The following is a 17,163-nucleotide window of genomic DNA, read 5'->3' as shown; positions in this document are numbered from 1 at the left end:
AGGAAATTGCCTGTGCTTATTCCTCTAGGGTATTTAGTAGTTCTGTTATCCGTATTTGGCGGCTATGTTTTGGCGGGTGGCAGCCTCGGGCCGCTTTTTCAACCACTAGAACTTTTAATGATTGGTGGCGCAGGCGTCGGGGCATTCATTGCCGCCAACAACGGTAAAGCGTTAAAGGCTACCTTTAAAATTTTCCCCAAGCTAAAGCGCACAAAAAAATACAACAAAGCCATGTACATGGAATTAATGGCGCTGCAATTTAAGTTGTTGTCTAAAATTCGGCGCGAAGGGATGCTCGGGATCGAGCGAGATATTGATGATCCGCAAGAAAGCCCATTGTTTCAAGAGCATCCGGCTTTACTCGCTGACCCGCATATCATGAATTTCCTCACTGATTATCTGCGTTTGATGGTGAGTGGCGGCATGGAGCCCATGGAAATTGATGAACTCATGCTGCATGAAATTGAGGCATTTGAACAGGAGTCGCACATTCCCATTGACGCTATTGCCAAAGTAGGCGATGCCATGCCCGCGTTTGGTATTGTGGCGGCGGTGATGGGGGTGGTGAAAGCGTTAACGTACGCCGATGCTGGCCCCGAGCAAATGGGTGAAATGATTGCCCACGCGCTAGTGGGGACGTTTCTAGGGATTCTGCTCGGTTATGGTTTTGTGAATCCCGTCGCAAGTTACTTGGAGCGTCAAGCGAAAGAAGCGGAAAAAATGCTGCAATGCATCCGCGTGACGTTGCTGGCGAGTTTGCACGGCTATGCTCCCCAAATTGCCGTCGAGTTTGGCCGTAAGGCTTTGTTTACTGCAGAGCGGCCCAGCTTTAGTGAGCTGGAAGAATACGTGCGCGATGCTAAAAAGGCTGGCAGTGCATGAGTCAAGGTGGGGATCGGCGTCCAATTGTTATCCGACGCAAAAAGGTGGTACACGCTCACCACGGCGGGTCATGGAAAATTGCCTTAGCGGATTTCATGACGGCGCTCATGGCGCTCTTTCTGGTGATGTGGATATTATCCACCGCCAACGAAGAGGAGCTTCGTGGCGTTTCAGAGTACTTCAGTACGCCGCTAACCACTGCTATTACGGGAGGGAATCGCTCAGGCAGTACCAGTGCAATACCCGGTGGTGGCCCAGACCCTATGCATGCGGATGGTGAGCGCGCCCGGATCGATACCCTTCAGCACACCCGCCCTAGCATGGAAGAGCGGCGCTTTTTCCGTGATGTACAAGAACGTATCGAACAAGCCATTGCGCTAGACCCTGAGCTTAACGAAATGCGCAACCAGATGCGCTTTGACCTTACCCGTGAGGGGCTGCGTATTCAGCTACTCGATACCGAGCAGCGACCTATGTTTCAACTCGGCAGTGATCAAGTCGCGCCCTACATGCGTGACTTGTTAAGAACGATTGCGCCGCTGTTAAGCGAGCTACCCAATGATCTGAGTATCAGCGGCCATACCGATAGTGTTCCTTATGGTGGCGGATATCGCGGCTATAGCAATTGGGAGCTGTCAAATGACCGGGCAAATGCGTCGCGACGCGAACTTATTGCCGGCGGACTTGACCCGGGTCAATTGCTGCGGGTTTCAGGTTTTGCTGACCGCGTTACTCTACCCGGCACGGAATCGGATAACCCGGTCAATCGCCGCATTGAACTCGTGGTATTGCTGCCAGAGATCGCCGACGCCATCCGCAACCCCAGCGTAATGTCGGAGATGTCGTCGCCGATTCCCCAGCAGTTCCCCAGTTTAGAGATAGAAACTGGCACAGAAGTGGACGCTTTGAATGATAACTTTTCACAACCGCTAGAGACCGCTGAGTAGCTGGCTGTTGACATAAAAATACGACGTACAAGGTGGGATGGTGCATGGATATCACGGATTTTTTTGACACCTTTTTTGAAGAAGCCGAAGAGTTGCTTGCGGATATGGAGCAGCACTTGCTGGAGCTGGATGTCGAAGATCCGGACAGCGAACAGCTAAACGCCATTTTCCGCGCCGCCCACTCGATCAAAGGGGGCGCAGGCACGTTCGGCTTTACGGCGTTGCAAAAAACAACGCATATTTTTGAGAATCTGCTCGACCATGCGCGTAAAGGCGAGCTCGCGCTACGGGCTGACCTCGTTGATACGTTTTTAGAGGCAAAAGACATCATGCACGACCAACTTAATGCCTATCGAAGCGAGGAAGAACCCGATCAAGAAACCTTTGAGCGTATTTGCCAAACGCTTCAGCAGATTGCGTTAGAGGAAATTGGTAAAAGCCTCGAAGCGGCAGAAGGCGCACCGGTTGCCAATGCTGCTTCATCAAGTGACACTAAAGCGGCATCTTCCCAAAAGGCATCGGAGGAAGAGGCTGGCGGCGCAGGTGATTCGTCAGCAGCGTCTGGCGACATGCTTAAAGTCGCCTTGTTAAACGTAGGGGAAAAAGACCGCACCCTGCTGGTAGAAGAGCTGGAGCAGCTGGGCGATGTGCAGTCTCACTCGGGAGATGAATCGCGCTACGAAATATTTCTCCAAGGCAACACCAGCGCGGACGATATTGAAGCCGTGATGTGCTTTATTATCGAGCCAGAGCAAGTTGAAGTTACCGCTATCGAAAGCGAGGCACCGGCGCTCGCTGACACTCCAGAACCGGCGCAAGCGCCGGTGCAAGCGAAGTCGCAAGACCCTGCCCCAGAAAAACCGGCGGAAGCTGCCCCAAAAGCCGAGAAAAAGCCCGAGAAGAAAGCCGAAAAGCCGAAGTCTAAAAAAGCCGCCGCCGAGTCCTCTTCAATTCGTGTTTCCGTTGACAAGGTGGACCAGATTATCAATCTGGTGGGCGAGCTAATCATTACCCAGTCAATGCTCGATCAGACGGTGAGCGACCTTGAAGACGCTAATAGTTCACTGCAAAACGGCATGAGCCTATTACAGCGTAACGCGCGGGATCTGCAAGAGTCGGTGATGTCGATCCGTATGATCCCGATGGAGTTTGTTTTCAGCCGTTTCCCCCGCGTGGTGCGTGATACGGCAGGTAAGCTTGGCAAAGAGATCGAGCTTGTCACCGAAGGTAAGTCCACCGAGCTTGATAAGAGTCTTGTGGAGCGCATTACCGATCCGTTAACGCACTTGGTGCGCAATAGCCTCGATCACGGCATTGAAATGCCAGACGAGCGTGAGGCCGTGGGCAAGCCTAGAACCGGTAAGTTAACGCTTGCCGCGCGTCATCAGGGCGGCAATATTTTGATTGAAGTGAAAGACGACGGCGCGGGCATGGATCGTGAGCGGTTGTTGGCCAAAGCGCGGGAAAATGACCTGAACGTGTCCGACACGATGAGTGACGAGGACGTTTGGCAGTTAATTTTTGCTCCCGGCTTTTCCACTGCCAAAGAAGTGACCGATGTGTCCGGGCGTGGTGTGGGCATGGACGTGGTGAAGCGAAACATCCAAGGCATGGGTGGCCGCGTCGAGATTCAGTCGAAAAAAGGCGAAGGCACCAATACGCGCATTGTGCTGCCGTTGACGCTGGCGATTCTGGACGGCATGTCGATCAAAGTGGGCGCAGAGAAGTTTATCCTGCCGCTTTCTGCCGTGCTTGAGTCATTACAGCCGGCCAAGGGAGACATGTATGCCATGGCTGGTGATGATGTGGTGCTTAAAGTACGCGATGAGTATCTGCCGGTTATCGCCATCCATGAAGTGCTTGACGTCGAAAACGCCATTACCGACCCGACCAAAAGTATCGCTGTTATTGTGCAAGGCGAGGGGCGTCGCTATGCCATGCTCGTTGATGAGTTAGTCGGCCAGCAGCAAGTGGTGGTGAAAAACCTCGAAGATAATTATCGCAAAGTGCCAGGCATTTCAGCAGCGACCATCCTTGGTGATGGTAGCGTGTCGCTGATTCTGGATATTACAGGGCTGCATCGTTTAAGCCAGGCGAAAAAAGAGTCTGGTAGACCGGTCAGTCAGCAAAACCCGAAGTACTTTAAGGAGGCAGAGCCGTCATGAGCCAGGCTAACAACGATGCGGTGCTGGCCGCCGCAGAAGCAGATAACCGTGAATTCTTGGTTTTCTCGCTTGGGGACGAAGAGTATGCGATTGATATTCTCAAAGTCCAAGAGATTCGTGGTTACGAAAACGTCACGCGTATCGCCAATGCCCCCGACTTTATCAAAGGGGTCACCAACCTTCGCGGTGTGATCGTGCCGATTGTGGATCTTCGCATTAAGTTCCATTTGGATAGCGTTGAGTACGGTGGTCAAACGGTCGTGATCGTGGTCAACGTCGCTGATCGTATTGTCGGCATCGTGGTAGATGGCGTCTCGGATGTGATGACCCTTACGCCAGACCAAATTAAACCCGCTCCCGAATTTGGCGTGACGTTGTCTTCGGACTTCCTTAGCGGTCTGGGCAGTCTCGAAGATCGCATGCTGGTGTTGGTGGATATCGATAAGTTACTGACCAGCGAGGAAATGGCACTAGTGGATAGCACCAGCAACAAATAACCGCAGTGGTGACGCAGGGAAGCGTTAAACGAGTGATCAAGTTGCGTCGGTATTATCGCGCTCGCGCTAGGAATGAAAAGCCAACGTTAAGTATTTAACAGATAAGTATTTAACACGCAGAGAGCGGTGTGCGTGACACAGCTAATAAGGCAACTAATGCAAAACTTGACGGTTCGGCTCAGCTGGATCCTCATTTTATTGACGTTTTCCGTACTGGTGTTACTGGCGTGTGGCGCAGGTTTTTACGCGCTGCAGCAAGGGGCGGAGATCGTGGCTAACGGGGGTGACACCGCGGCACAGCAAGCCGCGTTTGCTGAGGTCTCTCAAGGGTTGCAGTGGATGTTGGTTGCGCTGGTGTTGATCACCGCGGGGACGGTCATCGCGGTAATGTGGGGAGTGGCGGCCAACGTGTTGCGGCCGTTGGATAACTATGCACACCTTGGTGGAAGCGGTGGAAGCGGTGGAAGCGGTGGAAGCGGTGGAGCGTGTCAGCGACATCATGGATGAAATTGCCACCGCATCTGAAGAGCAAAGTCACGGCATCGGCCAGGTCAATCAGGCGGTGACACAGATGGATCAGGTGGTCCAACAAAACGCTGAATTGATGCAGCAAGCCGCCCTTAGCGCCAATGAGCTGGAAAATGAAGCAGCGCGCCTGCGAGACGCTGTTGAACGTTTTACGCTTCAAGCAGAGCACCCCCTCAAGCTAACGTAAAGCGCCCCGGCTCCCGGCTAAAAACGACAATACCCTGACGAAAAAAACGAATAAGTAAGGCATAAAATGCGCAATAATCAACCGGTGACTCAACGCGAAGTTGAGCTTAATGATGACGATTTTCTGGTGTCCCGAACCGATTTAAAAGGCTGTCTGACTTACGCTAACCCGGCGTTTATTGAGATCAGTGGCTTTGCCCAAGATGAGTTAATCGGCTCCCCACATAACCTCATTCGCCACCCTGATATGCCGCCGGCTGCGTTTGAAAATCTCTGGCAAACGGTTAAAGCGGGGGAAACCTGGCGTGGTTTGGTAAAAAATCGGTGTAAAAATGGTGATCACTATTGGGTGGATGCCAGTGTGTCACCCATCACGGAAGGCGACGACGTCGTCGGTTATGCGTCTGTCAGGGTTAAGGCAAGCCGTGATGCTATCGATTATGCAGAGCGCGTTTACACTGAGATGCGCGAAAATCAAAAGCCGCGCGTGTACTTGGATAAAGGGCGCATTCGAAAACGCGGTATCGTCGCGCGTTTATCGCGGGTGCGTCTAGACACGATTCGCGCCAAGTTAACCGCCATGATCGTGGTGGCGGGCCTTTTGCTGCTCGTGAGTAGCGGGATGGGGTTATACGGTTTACAGGTAGCGGGTGAGCGTTTAGAGCGGGTTAACAATGACGGCCTACTGGATGTGATTCGCTTGCAGCAAATCGACCAGACCATCGCGCAGGCGCGACAGGCGATGATTGAACCAGAGCGGATGACGCTTATCGACCAGCGCTTTGATATAGGCGAGGCAATAGAAGCACAAGCGGCTGAAGTGGAAACCGCATGGGAGGCGTATTACGGTCGCGAGGTAAATAGTGGCGAGCTCTCGCGTGAATTTGATCAGCAACTGCAAACGTTTTTAGCCCAAGGAATGAACCGCGCGGCTAACGTGCTCCAGTCAGAAGATACTTACGACGCTTTCGTTGGGCTTGATGACGTGATTCGCGTGATGAACCGCGATGGTCAAACGATTTCAACGCTGGTCAATCAGCTGATTGAGCAAAAACAGCGTGCCGCAGAAGCCATGGCCACCGACGCGGAGGAAGGGCAAACCTTGATGCTTTCCGCGCAGGCGGTAGTGACGATTGTAGGCTTGTTATTACTGGGGTTGATCGGGGTGCTGACCCTGCGCGCGATTACCCGGCCTCTGAACAGTGCCGGACGCTTCACCCTGCAGATCGCGGGCGGCAATTTGGCGGCGCAAGTGCCGGCACAGCGTCGTGATGAAGTGGGCTATTTGATGGACGCGTTGAATACCATGCGCAAAAGCCTCGGGAGCATTATTGGCGATGTGAAAAACGGTATTGATGTCGTCACACCGTCAGCGCGTGAGATTGCCAACGGCAATGAAGAGCTGTCAGCGCGCACGGAGCAGCAGGCAGCGGCCTTGCAGCAAACAGCGTCGAGCATGGAAGAGATGACCACGACGGTGCGTCAGAATAGTGAAAACGCACAGGAAGCACGGCGTTTAGCCGAAAACAACAACGCCCAAGTGACCCAAACAAGTGACTTGATGGGGGAGCTTGTGGCGAACATGGAACGTATTACGCATAGCGCTAATAAGATGACCGAGATCATCGATGTGATCGATTCCATTGCCTTTCAGACCAATATCTTAGCGCTCAATGCGTCGGTAGAAGCCGCGCGGGCGGGCGAACACGGGCGCGGCTTTGCTGTTGTCGCTGATGAAGTACGAAAGCTTGCCGGACGTAGCGCGGACGCTTCGGGTGAAATTCGCCAGCTTATTGATGGTTCTAACCGCGATATCAACGCTGGCGCCGGTCTGGTGAAGAAAGCCGAAGGGGCGATTACCGAGGTGATTCAAGCGACGCAAAGCGTGACACAAATCATGCACGAAATTTCCTCCGCGTCTGAAGAGCAGAGCAGCGGCATTGAAGAAGTTAATCAAGCCGTGGTCGAGATGGATCAGGGGACACAGCAAAATGCGGTGCGCGTGCAGGAAACGGCGCGGGCAGCGGTGGCGCTAGAGCAGCAAGCATCTTTGTTGGCGTTATCAGTGGAAGCCTTCCGTTTGAAATCAAGCGGTTCGTTGCGTCCAGCTGCGTTGCAGCATACTGTTAATACAAGCGCACATTCGCCTGACAATTTGTCGGGTCGTCAACATGAAGGCGATGTGCGCGACGAAACTCGGCCAACATTGTCGAATAAACGACAACCGGCCGTTGTGGATGATTGGGAGGAGTTTTGACACAGCAACGTGAAGGAACGGACGCCGGCCAGTGGGCGTCGAGTAGCCAAATCGAACGCGATCTGGTGCTGACAGACGCTGACTTTACACGTATTCGCGAGCTGATTTATCAGCGTGCGGGTATCGTATTGGCGGAGCATAAGCGTGAAATGGTCTATAGCCGCTTGGCTAAGCGGCTGCGCCATCATGGCCTTACGCGCTTTACTGACTACCTTTCGCGTCTTGAGCGCCAGCCAGATGCGAAAGAGTGGGAGGCGTTCACCAACGCGTTGACCACCAACCTCACTGCGTTTTTTCGTGAGGCGCACCACTTCCCGCTATTAGCAGAGCACATTAAGCATCAAACTGGCCCCGTGACCATCTGGTGTGCGGCCGCGTCTACAGGTGAAGAACCCTACTCAATTGCCATGACGCTCCTGGAGACGCTAGGCCCCAAGGCCAGCCAATCCAAAGTGGTCGCAACCGATATCGACACCGAAGCGCTGCAAAAAGCGCGCACCGGTGTCTATCCGCTTGAGCAGGTTAATAAGCTTGATGAGGTGCGTGTTAAGCGCTTTTTCCAAAAGGGAACCGGTCGCCGTCTGGGGTTGGCGCGCATACGCCCGGAAGTGTCGGAACTGGTTGAGTTTCTGCCGCTGAACTTGCTAGCACCACAGTGGCCGATCAAAGGCCCGTTTGATGCGATATTTTGTCGCAACATCATGATTTATTTTGATAAAGATACGCAGGCAAAAATTCTTAAGCGCTTTGCACCGATGCTAAAACCTGACGGCATCTTGTTTGCCGGGCATTCGGAGAATTTTTCTTATATCAGCAGCGAATTCAAACTACGTGGGCAAACGGTGTATGCCTTAGCACCTAAATAACGTGAGCACCTAAATAACGCGTGTCCAAGTGGTAGATGTATTACAAACAGCGTAGGGGCGTGTCAACCGATGATGGTGGCCAGCTTAACTCTCGTATCAACACGAAAGGAGGCGTGCATTGAGCGCATCTAAAATTAAAGTCTTATGCGTCGACGATTCAGCACTCATTCGCGACTTACTGACCGAAATCATCAACACTCAGCCGGATATGGAAGTGGTGGCGGTAGCCCCCGACCCTATCGTGGCGCGGGATCTCATTAAGCAGCATAACCCGGACGTGCTCACGCTTGATGTGGAAATGCCGCGCATGGATGGCTTGGACTTTCTTGAACGCTTGATGCGCTTACGGCCCATGCCGGTGCTGATGGTCTCTTCACTGACCCAGGCAGGCTCCGAAATTACCCTGCGCGCACTGGAATTAGGCGCACTGGATTTTGTCGCCAAGCCGAGCTTGGGCATTCGCACCGGCATGATGGAGTATGCCAATGAGATCGCGGAAAAACTGCGCGCAGCCGCCCGTTCACGCCCCCGCCAGGCGCGGCACAAGAACACGCCACCGAAACAAGAGCTGAAGGCCCCGCTGGTCTCTAGTGAGAAGCTGATTATTATTGGTGCCTCTACCGGCGGTACTGAAGCCATTCGTTCGGTATTAGAGCCGCTGCCTGCCAATGCCCCCGCCATTTTGATTACCCAGCACATGCCCGGTGGCTTTACACGCTCCTTTGCTGAGCGGCTTGATCGTCTGTGCCGCATGACCGTGAAAGAGGTAACCGATGGCGAGCGCGTTCTCCCGGGCCATGCCTACATTGCCCCTGGGGATCAACATATGGAAGTCGCGCGCAGCGGCGCGAACTACGTGGCACGCTTAAACGATGGTCCGCCGGTCAACCGCCACCGTCCCTCGGTTGATGTGTTGTTTCACTCGGCTTCTAAGCAAGCCGGGAAAAACGCCATTGGGGTGATTTTGACCGGCATGGGTAAAGACGGCGCCGCCGGGCTTTTGGAAATGCGCCAGGCCGGGGCTGAGACGATTGCGCAAAATGAAGAGACGTGTGTCGTCTTTGGTATGCCACGCGAAGCAATCGCCCTGGGTGGGGCATCCGAAGTGGCCGCCCTGGATGATATTCCCGGCCGCTTGATGTCGCTAGTGGCTGCCTCCGGTCGCGCGCAGCGCGTTTAAGGATGATGTTTGTAATGAGTCAGTACGCCGCTTAACTGATATTATAGATGAGAATTTTGCTGCTTCCACGCAATACACCCACACCGTCGTCATCGCACGAGCATGATGAGTGGGAAGCATTTTAAAAGCTGATACTGATAGAGGATGACCCATGGCAGATAAGAACATGAGCTTTTTGGTAGTGGATGACTTTCCTACCATGCGCCGCATTGTACGCAGCCTACTCAAAGAGCTTGGCTTTACCAACGTGGAAGAAGCCGAAGACGGTCAAGATGCGCTCAACAAACTGCGTGCTGGCAGCTTTGAATTTGTGGTCTCTGACTGGAACATGCCCAACCTTGATGGGCTCGAAATGCTCAAAGAGATGCGCCAAGACGATGCGCTCAAAAACCTACCAGTGCTGATGGTGACCGCGGAAGCCAAAAAAGAGAACATTATCGCGGCCGCTCAGGCGGGTGCTAATGGCTACGTGGTGAAGCCCTTTACCGCCGCGACCCTTGAAGAGAAGTTAAACAAGATCTTCGAGAAAATGGGTAAGTGAGCAGTAGGACGGCACGGCGTCTGAATAACGAGGAGACAACACCATGAGTCAGAATGAGCAGGACGGCTCAGATCAGCTGTCTGAGGAGGCCTCTGAGGAGCTTATCCACCGCATTGGCAAGCTCACGCGGATGTTGCGTGAGAACATGCGCGAACTCGGCCTAGACAAGGAGATCGAGAAGGCCGCCGAGGCAATTCCTGATGCGCGTGATCGTTTGCACTATGTGGCGGCAATGACCGAGCAGGCAGCTGAGCGTGCGCTCAATGCCATCGACCGTGCCCAGCCGATGCAAGATCAGCTCACTGAGCGAGCCGAGGCGTTGGATAAGCGCTGGGCGGAGTGGTTCGAAGCACCGAAAGAACTTGATGATGCCAAGGCGTTGGTTAAAGATACGCGCGGTTATTTAAGCGACGTGCCGGACATGACTGCCGCGACCAGTAAAGAGCTTCTTGAAATCATGATGGCTCAGGATTTCCAAGACCTGACAGGCCAAGTGATCAAGAAAATGATGGACGTGATCCGTGAGATCGAACATCAGTTGGTGCAGGTACTGATCGATAACGTGCCCGAAGCGCAAGCGCGGCAAACCATGCAGCGTAAGGCCGAGGATCAGTGGCAAAGCGACAAAGCGCGCCGCAATGAGGAACTCCTCAACGGCCCACAAGTTAAAGAGGACGTGCCTGACACCGTCTCTGGACAAGACCAAGTGGATGATTTGCTTGATGAACTTGGCTTCTAGGCGCGCGATGAATTGATCGCATCTGTGCTCGACACATTGGTAACTGGGTTCAGCCGCCCCCGTGGGCGGCTGAGTCCGTCTACGCCTCGCCAAATGGTAGATACCTTGCATGGCAGAAAACGATAGCGACGAGGAAAAAACCGAAGAGGCCACGCCCCGACGCGAGGAAAAAGCGCGCGAGGACGGTCAGGTTCCTCGCTCGCGCGAACTGACCACGTTTTTGATGCTGCTGGGGGGTGTCATTGGCCTTTGGAGCATGGGCAAGATGTTGTATGACCAGTTGGGTATGGTCATGGAGCAAGCGTTCTTGTTCGAGCGCCGCGAGGCGCTGGAAACCACCCCCATGCTAGTCTCGGCGCTGGATTTAGGCGAACGTACACTGTACGCCATTTTGCCGCTTTTTTTGCTGTTGGTGATTATTGCGCTGGTGGCCCCCGCCCTTTTAGGGGGCTGGCTTATCTCTGCTAAATCAATGCAGCCCAAGATTTCCAAACTCAACCCAGTGAAAGGGCTGCAGCGTATTTTTGCCCTGCAGGCGCTGATTGAACTGGCCAAAGCGCTCGCTAAAACGGTGTTGGTCGGCGGTGTCGGCGCGGCATTTTTATATTTTAATATTAGCAAGTTTTTATCGCTGATGGATCAGCCGGTGCAGCAGGCGCTGACGAATGCTTTGAACATGGCAGCGCAGGCGGCTGGGTTGATGGTGTTGACGCTGATCGTGGTGATTTTGATTGATGTGCCGTTTCAGCTCTACAGCCATGCAAAAAAACTGCGCATGACCAAAGAAGAAGTTAAACGCGAGCATAAAGAATCAGAGGGTGACCCTCAGGTTAAAGCGCGCATTCGCCAGCAACAGCAAGCCATGGCGCGTGGGCGGATGATGAGCCAAGTACCCGACGCCGATGTTATCATTACCAACCCGAGCCATTATGCCGTCGCATTGGTTTACCAAGAGGGCTCGATGGGCGCACCGCGTCTAGTCGCCAAAGGGGCGGATGCCGTCGCGGCGAAAATTCGTGAAGTGGGCGAAGACGCTGGCGTGCCGCGCTTAGAAGCGCCCCCGCTGGCGCGAGCTTTGTATCATCATGTTGATCTGGAAGAAGAAATACCCGCCCAGCTGTACAGCGCTGTGGCAGAAGTCATGGCTTGGGCGTATCGCCTGAAGCATGTAACCGACCAAGGAGGCGAGGTGCCCCCCACCCCTGACAACCTTCCGGTACCGCCGGAATTGGATAGCCGCCCAAGTCGCGGCAACGAGACACCGTCATGAAAGGGCTGAGTCAACTGCTGAGCCAGCGTGATCGTCTAAGCGATGTACGCATGAAGATGCTCGCCGGGCCGATCTTGATCCTCATGATTCTTGGCATGATGATCCTGCCGCTGCCGCCGTTTGTGTTGGATTTACTTTTTACCTTTAACATTGCGCTGGCGATCATGGTGCTGCTGGTCAGCATGTTCACGCAAAAACCGCTCGACTTTGCCGCGTTTCCCGCGGTACTGCTGTTTACCACGTTACTGCGCCTTTCATTGAACGTGGCCTCCACCCGTGTGGTGCTGATGAACGGCCACGAAGGCGGCGACGCCGCGGGTAAAGTCATCGAGGCGTTTGGTACCTTCCTCGTCGGCGGTAACTTTGCCGTGGGCTTGGTGGTGTTCCTGATTCTGGTGGTGATCAACTTTATGGTAATCACCAAGGGCGCGGGGCGTATCGCCGAAGTGGGCGCGCGCTTTATGCTTGACGCCATGCCGGGTAAACAGATGGCGATTGATGCCGATTTGAACGCTGGGCTGATCGGCGAAGAGGATGCCAAGCAACGCCGTGCCGAAGTGTCCCAGGAAGCCGATTTTTACGGCTCCATGGACGGTGCCAGTAAGTTCGTGCGCGGCGACGCCATGGCGGGCCTGGTGATTATGGTGGTTAACATCATTGGCGGACTGCTGATTGGTATGATGCAGCACGACATGAGCTTTGCCGCTGCGGGGGAGACCTACACGTTGCTGACCATTGGCGATGGTTTGGTTGCGCAGATTCCCGCGCTGGTCATCTCCACCGCGGCAGGTGTTACCGTCTCGCGGGTAACGACCGACCAAGACGTTGGCCAGCAGATGCTGAGTCAGCTGTTCGTTAACCCGCAAGTATTGATTCTCGCCGCTGCGGTGATGGGGCTTCTGGGGATGGTTCCCGGCATGCCTAACCTAGTGTTTTTGATTTTCACTGCGCTGCTTGGTGGTTTGGCTTGGTTTTTGATTCGGCAAAAGAATCAGCTGTTGGTGAAAGAGGAAATCTCCGCGGAAGCGCCGCCGCCCTCCCAAGAGGCACCCGAAGCCAGTTGGGAAGATGTGCAGTTGGTCGATACGCTAGGCCTGGAAGTGGGCCACCGGTTGATTCCGCTGGTTGATTCGCGCCAGAAAGGCGAGCTTTTGGGGCGAATTAAAAGCGTGCGCAAAAAGTTTGCCCAAGAAGTCGGTTTCTTGCCGCCGGTGGTGCATATCCGCGATAACTTGGAGCTGTCGCCTAACGCTTATGTGCTGACCATGAAGGGGGCGGAAATTGGTCGTGCCGAAGCCCACCCAGGCAAGTGGCTGGCGATTGACCCTGGCCAAGTCTCGGGCGAGCTGCAAGGCACGCCGACACAAGACCCGGCGTTTGGCCTTCCCGCGGTCTGGATCGAAAGTAACCAGCGCGAACACGCTCAGGTGTATGGCTATACGGTGGTGGACGCCAGCACCGTGATCGCCACCCATCTCAACCATCTTCTGCACCGCCATTCACCCGAAATGCTCGGGCGTGCCGAGGTGCAGAAACTTCTCGACAAGCTCAGCGACGAACAGAAATCGCTGGTCGAAGAAGTGGTGCCCAAGGCGATTTCGCTGACGGTGCTGCAGCGTATTTTGCAGAACTTGCTCGACGAGGATGTCTCCATCCGCGATATGCGCACCATTCTCGACACCTTGGCCGAGTACGCGCCGCAACAGCAAGATGCCAACGAGCTCACTGCCCTGGTACGCGTGGCGCTTGGCCGTGCGATTACGCAGCAGTGGTTCTCCGGGCAAGACACACTCAACGTGATGGGGCTGGATGCGCAGCTTGAACAAGTGCTGATGCAGGCCATGAACGGCAGCGGCGCGCTGGAGCCGGGTCTTGCCGATACGCTGATGACGCAAGCCGAGCAGGCGCTGGAGCGCCACGAAGGCGCGGGAGAGCCGCCGGTACTGGTTGTGCAGCACTCGCTACGCGCGGTATTGGCGCGCTTCTTGCGCCGACGGTTACGCCACTTGGTGGTGATGTCGCAGGCAGAAATTCCCGATGATCGCACCCTACGGGTGATCACGCTGGTAGGCGGGCGTCAGTAATGGCGCTAACGTTTTTTATTCTACGGCCAGAGGGTGAAGCATGAGCGTAAGACGTTTCGTGGGCGCCAATAGCCGCGATGTAATGCGCCAGGTGCGCGAGTCGCTAGGCGACGACGCACTGATTGTCGCCAACCGCCGTACCGAAGGTGGGGTCGAAATTCTTGCCATGGCAGATTCGGCGGTGGATCATTTCGAGCCCGCGCCGGAAGAGCCCTCGACGGCGACGCCTGCGCCCGAGTCCTTCACCCCCGCGACGCCTCCGTCTGCCACGGCGACATCGCCGCCACCGTCTTCCGCCGCTGCTACTGCCCCCGACCCGCTGCAGGCGATGAGCGAGCGACTGCTCAAAGAGATGCAAGATATGCGCGCGCTGCTCGCCAGTAGCGGGCAGCCGGTCGAGGCGCATACGCCACCCAAAGGTTGGGCGCAGCGTCTGCACCAGTTGCTGTTTGAAGTGGGCTTTAGCGTTGAAATCGCCAATGAAGTGCTGGCGGGAATGCCGCCGGACTTCGCCGCGTTGGCAGAAGACAGCGAGCGCCCGCTGACGTGGCTGCGCGAGCAATTGATTAACCGGCTTTCGGTACTCAACGCGGAAAACGCCTTTTTTGATGAAACGGGTATCGTGGCCCTGGTGGGTCCCACCGGGGTAGGGAAAACCACCACCACGGCCAAGCTCGCCGCGCGCTTCGTGATGCGTCACGGCACGCGCCCGGTGGCGCTGGTCACCACCGATAGCTTTCGTATCGGCGCCCATGAGCAGCTACGCATCTACGCTCGGCTGCTGGATATCCCCATGTACGCGCTGGACGCTGAGCAACCCATCGATTCGCTTTTGGGGCGCCTGCAAGGCAAGCAATGGGTGATTATCGATACCGTGGGCATGAGCCAGCGCGATCAGCGTGTGATTGAGCAGATCGCCCACCTGCAAGGCGGCCGTTCGCGGGTACGGCTGGTGCTGCTGCTGAATGCCGCAAGCCAGCCGGAAACCCTTGAAGAAGTGGTGCTGCGCTATCGCCAAGCGGCCCGCGCGGCCGGGGCAGAGCTTGATGATTGTATTATCACCAAGCAAGACGAAGCGGGGCGTTTAGCGCCGGTGCTGGATATCATTATGCGCCACGGCATGCGCGTGCTGTTTGGTTCTCACGGCCAGCAGGTGCCAGAGGATATGAGCGTCGCCGAGGCTGATGGACTTATTGAGCAAGCGCTGAAAACGCGCACGCCGCGCTCCCCGTATGCCGACGACACGCCGAACGAGTCGTCGCTGGCGCTGCCGCGTTGGTCGCGAGATGTGCTGGGTCAAGGGCGGCGGCTGTCATCGCTGTTAAGCCGCTTGCGTCAGCGTGTTGGGGGCTTTGCCCACTTGGAAGCAAGCTGGGATTTGGCCGCACTGCCGGCGGCCGTGCAAGATCAACGTCTGGATCAGCTGCTTGCAGATTTCCCGCCCGCCGGTGCCACGTTGGGAATGCAGTGGTCACCGCGGCGCAACGAGCGTAATTGCGATTGGGCAATGCCGGATATCGGCCTCGACCCGGATGGCGCATGGCTTGCGCTGACGTGGTTACAACACCGTCACCCGGCGGGTTGGCAGCCACGCTTGGCGGCCCTCACGGCGCAAAGCGGTGTCGCGGTGCATCTGCTGCCGCTGTTGCCGGACGCCGCGACGCGCGAGTGGCTGAATGCCGAGCGCCTTACCTGGGTTAGCCAAGTGCGCGCCTCGCAGCGGGTTATCTGCCGGGGCGAGCGCACCACGGTAAAGCCGCTCTTTGCTGAAAGCACCTTAACCCATCGTGTGGATGTGCGTTTTCGCGGCCAGCCGCTGGAGCTGTGGGATGTTTACACCGAAGTAGAGAGCGACGACGGCGAGGCGCTTTTGGCGTGGTACGGGGAAGTCCGCGACCCGGAAAGCGCCAAGACCGTGGTGCGCCGCTACTGGCTAACGCCACGTCACTTAGGCGCCGATGTGCTGTCGCTATTGGTCACTCAGCTGCAAGGTGAGGGGTTGGCGCCGTTGACCCGTCGCGCCTGGCAGCAGCTCAAACAGGATGATGGCGGCGAAGTTAGCGCTGAAGTGCGCTTACTGATGGCAAGCGGCTGCGCCGCCGTGGCGGCGCACCTGGATGTGGCCACCGACGAAGCCGCGGCCTCACTACGCAGCGATTTGCTCGGCTTGCTTGGTGGTCGGCGTCGGCGGCGCGATACGGCGCTGTTGGATGCGCTGCTGTATGCGCTGATGGCCCGCGATGCGATTCGCCAGCTAGGGAGCGTTAATCGGGAGGGTGTCGTGTGACGGGCTCGCAAGATCAAGCGTCGGGGCTGCGTAAATGGGCCAACCTGCAGCGTCAACAGCAGTCGGATGCGGCCGGTGACGTGGTAGACGACCCGCAGGCGATCGAAGAGGAAGCGGTAGACAGTTCGGTCGAAAATGCCGAGATGCTGGGCGAAACCGAAACCGAAACCGAAACCGAAACCGAAACCGAAACCGAAACCGAAACCGAAACCGAAACCGAAACCGAAACCGAAACCGAAACCGAGTCGCGCGAGGAAAGTGCGCCGGACGAGCAAGCCGCGACTGCCGCGGCCGGCGCAGAGCCGGAAACGGTAGCGCCGCCAAAGCCCAAAACGGTGTTGATGGTGGTGGGCTTACCTTCCCCCAGCACGTTGCAAGCGAATCGCGTTAAGGCGCGGTTAGGGCAATGGTCAGCGCTGGGGCGGCGATGGGCCGGTGACCCGGATGACTGGGACGTGCGGGTCGTGATGCCCGATGATCCCGCCTTGCACCGCTTGGCACGCGAGCACTCGCGCTGGGCGCTTTGGGTGAGCAGCCACGCCGATGCCTTCGCGGATACCTACCGCACGTTGCGCCAACTGCGTCATGCCGGTGGCCCCAGGCGGCTTTTGGCGCTGCACGAACCTCACTTGCCGCGCGCCGGGCTGTTGGATAATTTGCACGCGGCCGCACAGACTTATTTAGGCGTTGAGCTGCTAATTTTGGCCCAATAGACGCCGTTTGGCGTAAGCTTA

15 protein-coding genes are annotated in these 17,163 nt (G+C 56.0%); all 15 read left to right on the top strand.

What is annotated here, in order from left to right:
* Positions 1-12 precede the first annotated feature (12 nt).
* The 15 genes from motA (at position 13) to QC823_RS06900 (ending at position 17,142) form a co-directional block, all read left to right on the top strand.
* The gene (motA, locus tag QC823_RS06970; RefSeq protein ID WP_309655639.1) at positions 13-882 is read left to right on the top strand and encodes a flagellar motor stator protein MotA; all 870 of its coding nucleotides are present in this window, start codon (positions 13-15) and stop codon (positions 880-882) included.
* Entirely contained in the window at positions 879-1,829 is a 951-nt protein-coding gene (gene motB / locus QC823_RS06965) for a flagellar motor protein MotB (RefSeq protein WP_309655638.1), read from the top strand. Before motA ends, motB begins: the two co-directional genes overlap by 4 nt.
* A 44-nt stretch (positions 1,830-1,873) precedes the next feature.
* Positions 1,874-3,994: a chemotaxis protein CheA gene (gene cheA, locus QC823_RS06960; RefSeq protein ID WP_309655637.1), complete on the top strand. Its 2,121-nt coding sequence runs from the start codon at positions 1,874-1,876 to the stop codon at positions 3,992-3,994.
* A complete protein-coding gene (cheW, locus tag QC823_RS06955; protein WP_309655636.1) occupies positions 3,991-4,491 on the top strand; it encodes a chemotaxis protein CheW in 501 nt (166 codons plus the stop codon). Before cheA ends, cheW begins: the two co-directional genes overlap by 4 nt.
* A gap of 270 nt (positions 4,492-4,761) precedes the next feature.
* Positions 4,762-4,998 (top strand): hypothetical protein, encoded by a 237-nt coding sequence (locus QC823_RS06950; protein ID WP_309655635.1) that lies wholly within the window; start codon positions 4,762-4,764, stop codon positions 4,996-4,998.
* Positions 4,943-5,206 (top strand): methyl-accepting chemotaxis protein, encoded by a 264-nt coding sequence (locus tag QC823_RS06945; RefSeq protein WP_309655634.1) that lies wholly within the window; start codon positions 4,943-4,945, stop codon positions 5,204-5,206. The genes QC823_RS06950 and QC823_RS06945 overlap by 56 nt, the downstream gene beginning before the upstream one ends.
* A 66-nt stretch (positions 5,207-5,272) precedes the next feature.
* The gene (locus tag QC823_RS06940; RefSeq protein ID WP_309655633.1) at positions 5,273-7,462 is read left to right on the top strand and encodes a methyl-accepting chemotaxis protein; all 2,190 of its coding nucleotides are present in this window, start codon (positions 5,273-5,275) and stop codon (positions 7,460-7,462) included.
* Positions 7,459-8,328, top strand: coding sequence for a CheR family methyltransferase (locus QC823_RS06935; RefSeq protein WP_309655632.1), 870 nt, complete (start codon positions 7,459-7,461; stop codon positions 8,326-8,328). The genes QC823_RS06940 and QC823_RS06935 overlap by 4 nt, the downstream gene beginning before the upstream one ends.
* Positions 8,329-8,446: 118 nt before the next feature.
* Positions 8,447-9,508, top strand: a complete 1,062-nt coding sequence (locus tag QC823_RS06930; protein ID WP_309655631.1) for a protein-glutamate methylesterase/protein-glutamine glutaminase — start codon at positions 8,447-8,449, stop codon at positions 9,506-9,508.
* Positions 9,509-9,659: 151 nt separating this feature from the next.
* Complete coding sequence (cheY, locus tag QC823_RS06925) at positions 9,660-10,049, top strand: chemotaxis response regulator CheY (RefSeq protein WP_309655630.1); 390 nt, start codon at positions 9,660-9,662, stop codon at positions 10,047-10,049.
* A 43-nt stretch (positions 10,050-10,092) separates the two neighbouring features.
* On the top strand, positions 10,093-10,788 hold the full coding sequence (cheZ, locus tag QC823_RS06920; RefSeq protein ID WP_309655629.1) for a protein phosphatase CheZ: 696 nt from the start codon (positions 10,093-10,095) through the stop codon (positions 10,786-10,788).
* Between the two features lie 109 nt (positions 10,789-10,897).
* A complete protein-coding gene (gene flhB / locus QC823_RS06915) occupies positions 10,898-12,058 on the top strand; it encodes a flagellar biosynthesis protein FlhB (protein WP_309655628.1) in 1,161 nt (386 codons plus the stop codon).
* Positions 12,055-14,142, top strand: a complete 2,088-nt coding sequence (gene flhA, locus QC823_RS06910; protein WP_309655627.1) for a flagellar biosynthesis protein FlhA — start codon at positions 12,055-12,057, stop codon at positions 14,140-14,142. The genes flhB and flhA overlap by 4 nt, the downstream gene beginning before the upstream one ends.
* A gap of 40 nt (positions 14,143-14,182) precedes the next feature.
* Positions 14,183-16,429 (top strand): flagellar biosynthesis GTPase FlhF, encoded by a 2,247-nt coding sequence (flhF, locus tag QC823_RS06905; protein ID WP_309655626.1) that lies wholly within the window; start codon positions 14,183-14,185, stop codon positions 16,427-16,429.
* Positions 16,426-17,142: a hypothetical protein gene (locus QC823_RS06900; protein WP_309655625.1), complete on the top strand. Its 717-nt coding sequence runs from the start codon at positions 16,426-16,428 to the stop codon at positions 17,140-17,142. The genes flhF and QC823_RS06900 overlap by 4 nt, the downstream gene beginning before the upstream one ends.
* Positions 17,143-17,163: the final 21 nt, after the last annotated feature.

The organism is Vreelandella vilamensis, from assembly GCF_031451755.1.
Lineage (GTDB): Bacteria > Pseudomonadota > Gammaproteobacteria > Pseudomonadales > Halomonadaceae > Vreelandella > Vreelandella vilamensis.
Note: the sequence above shows the minus strand (reverse complement) of the source record. Positions and strands in the feature narration are given on the sequence as shown.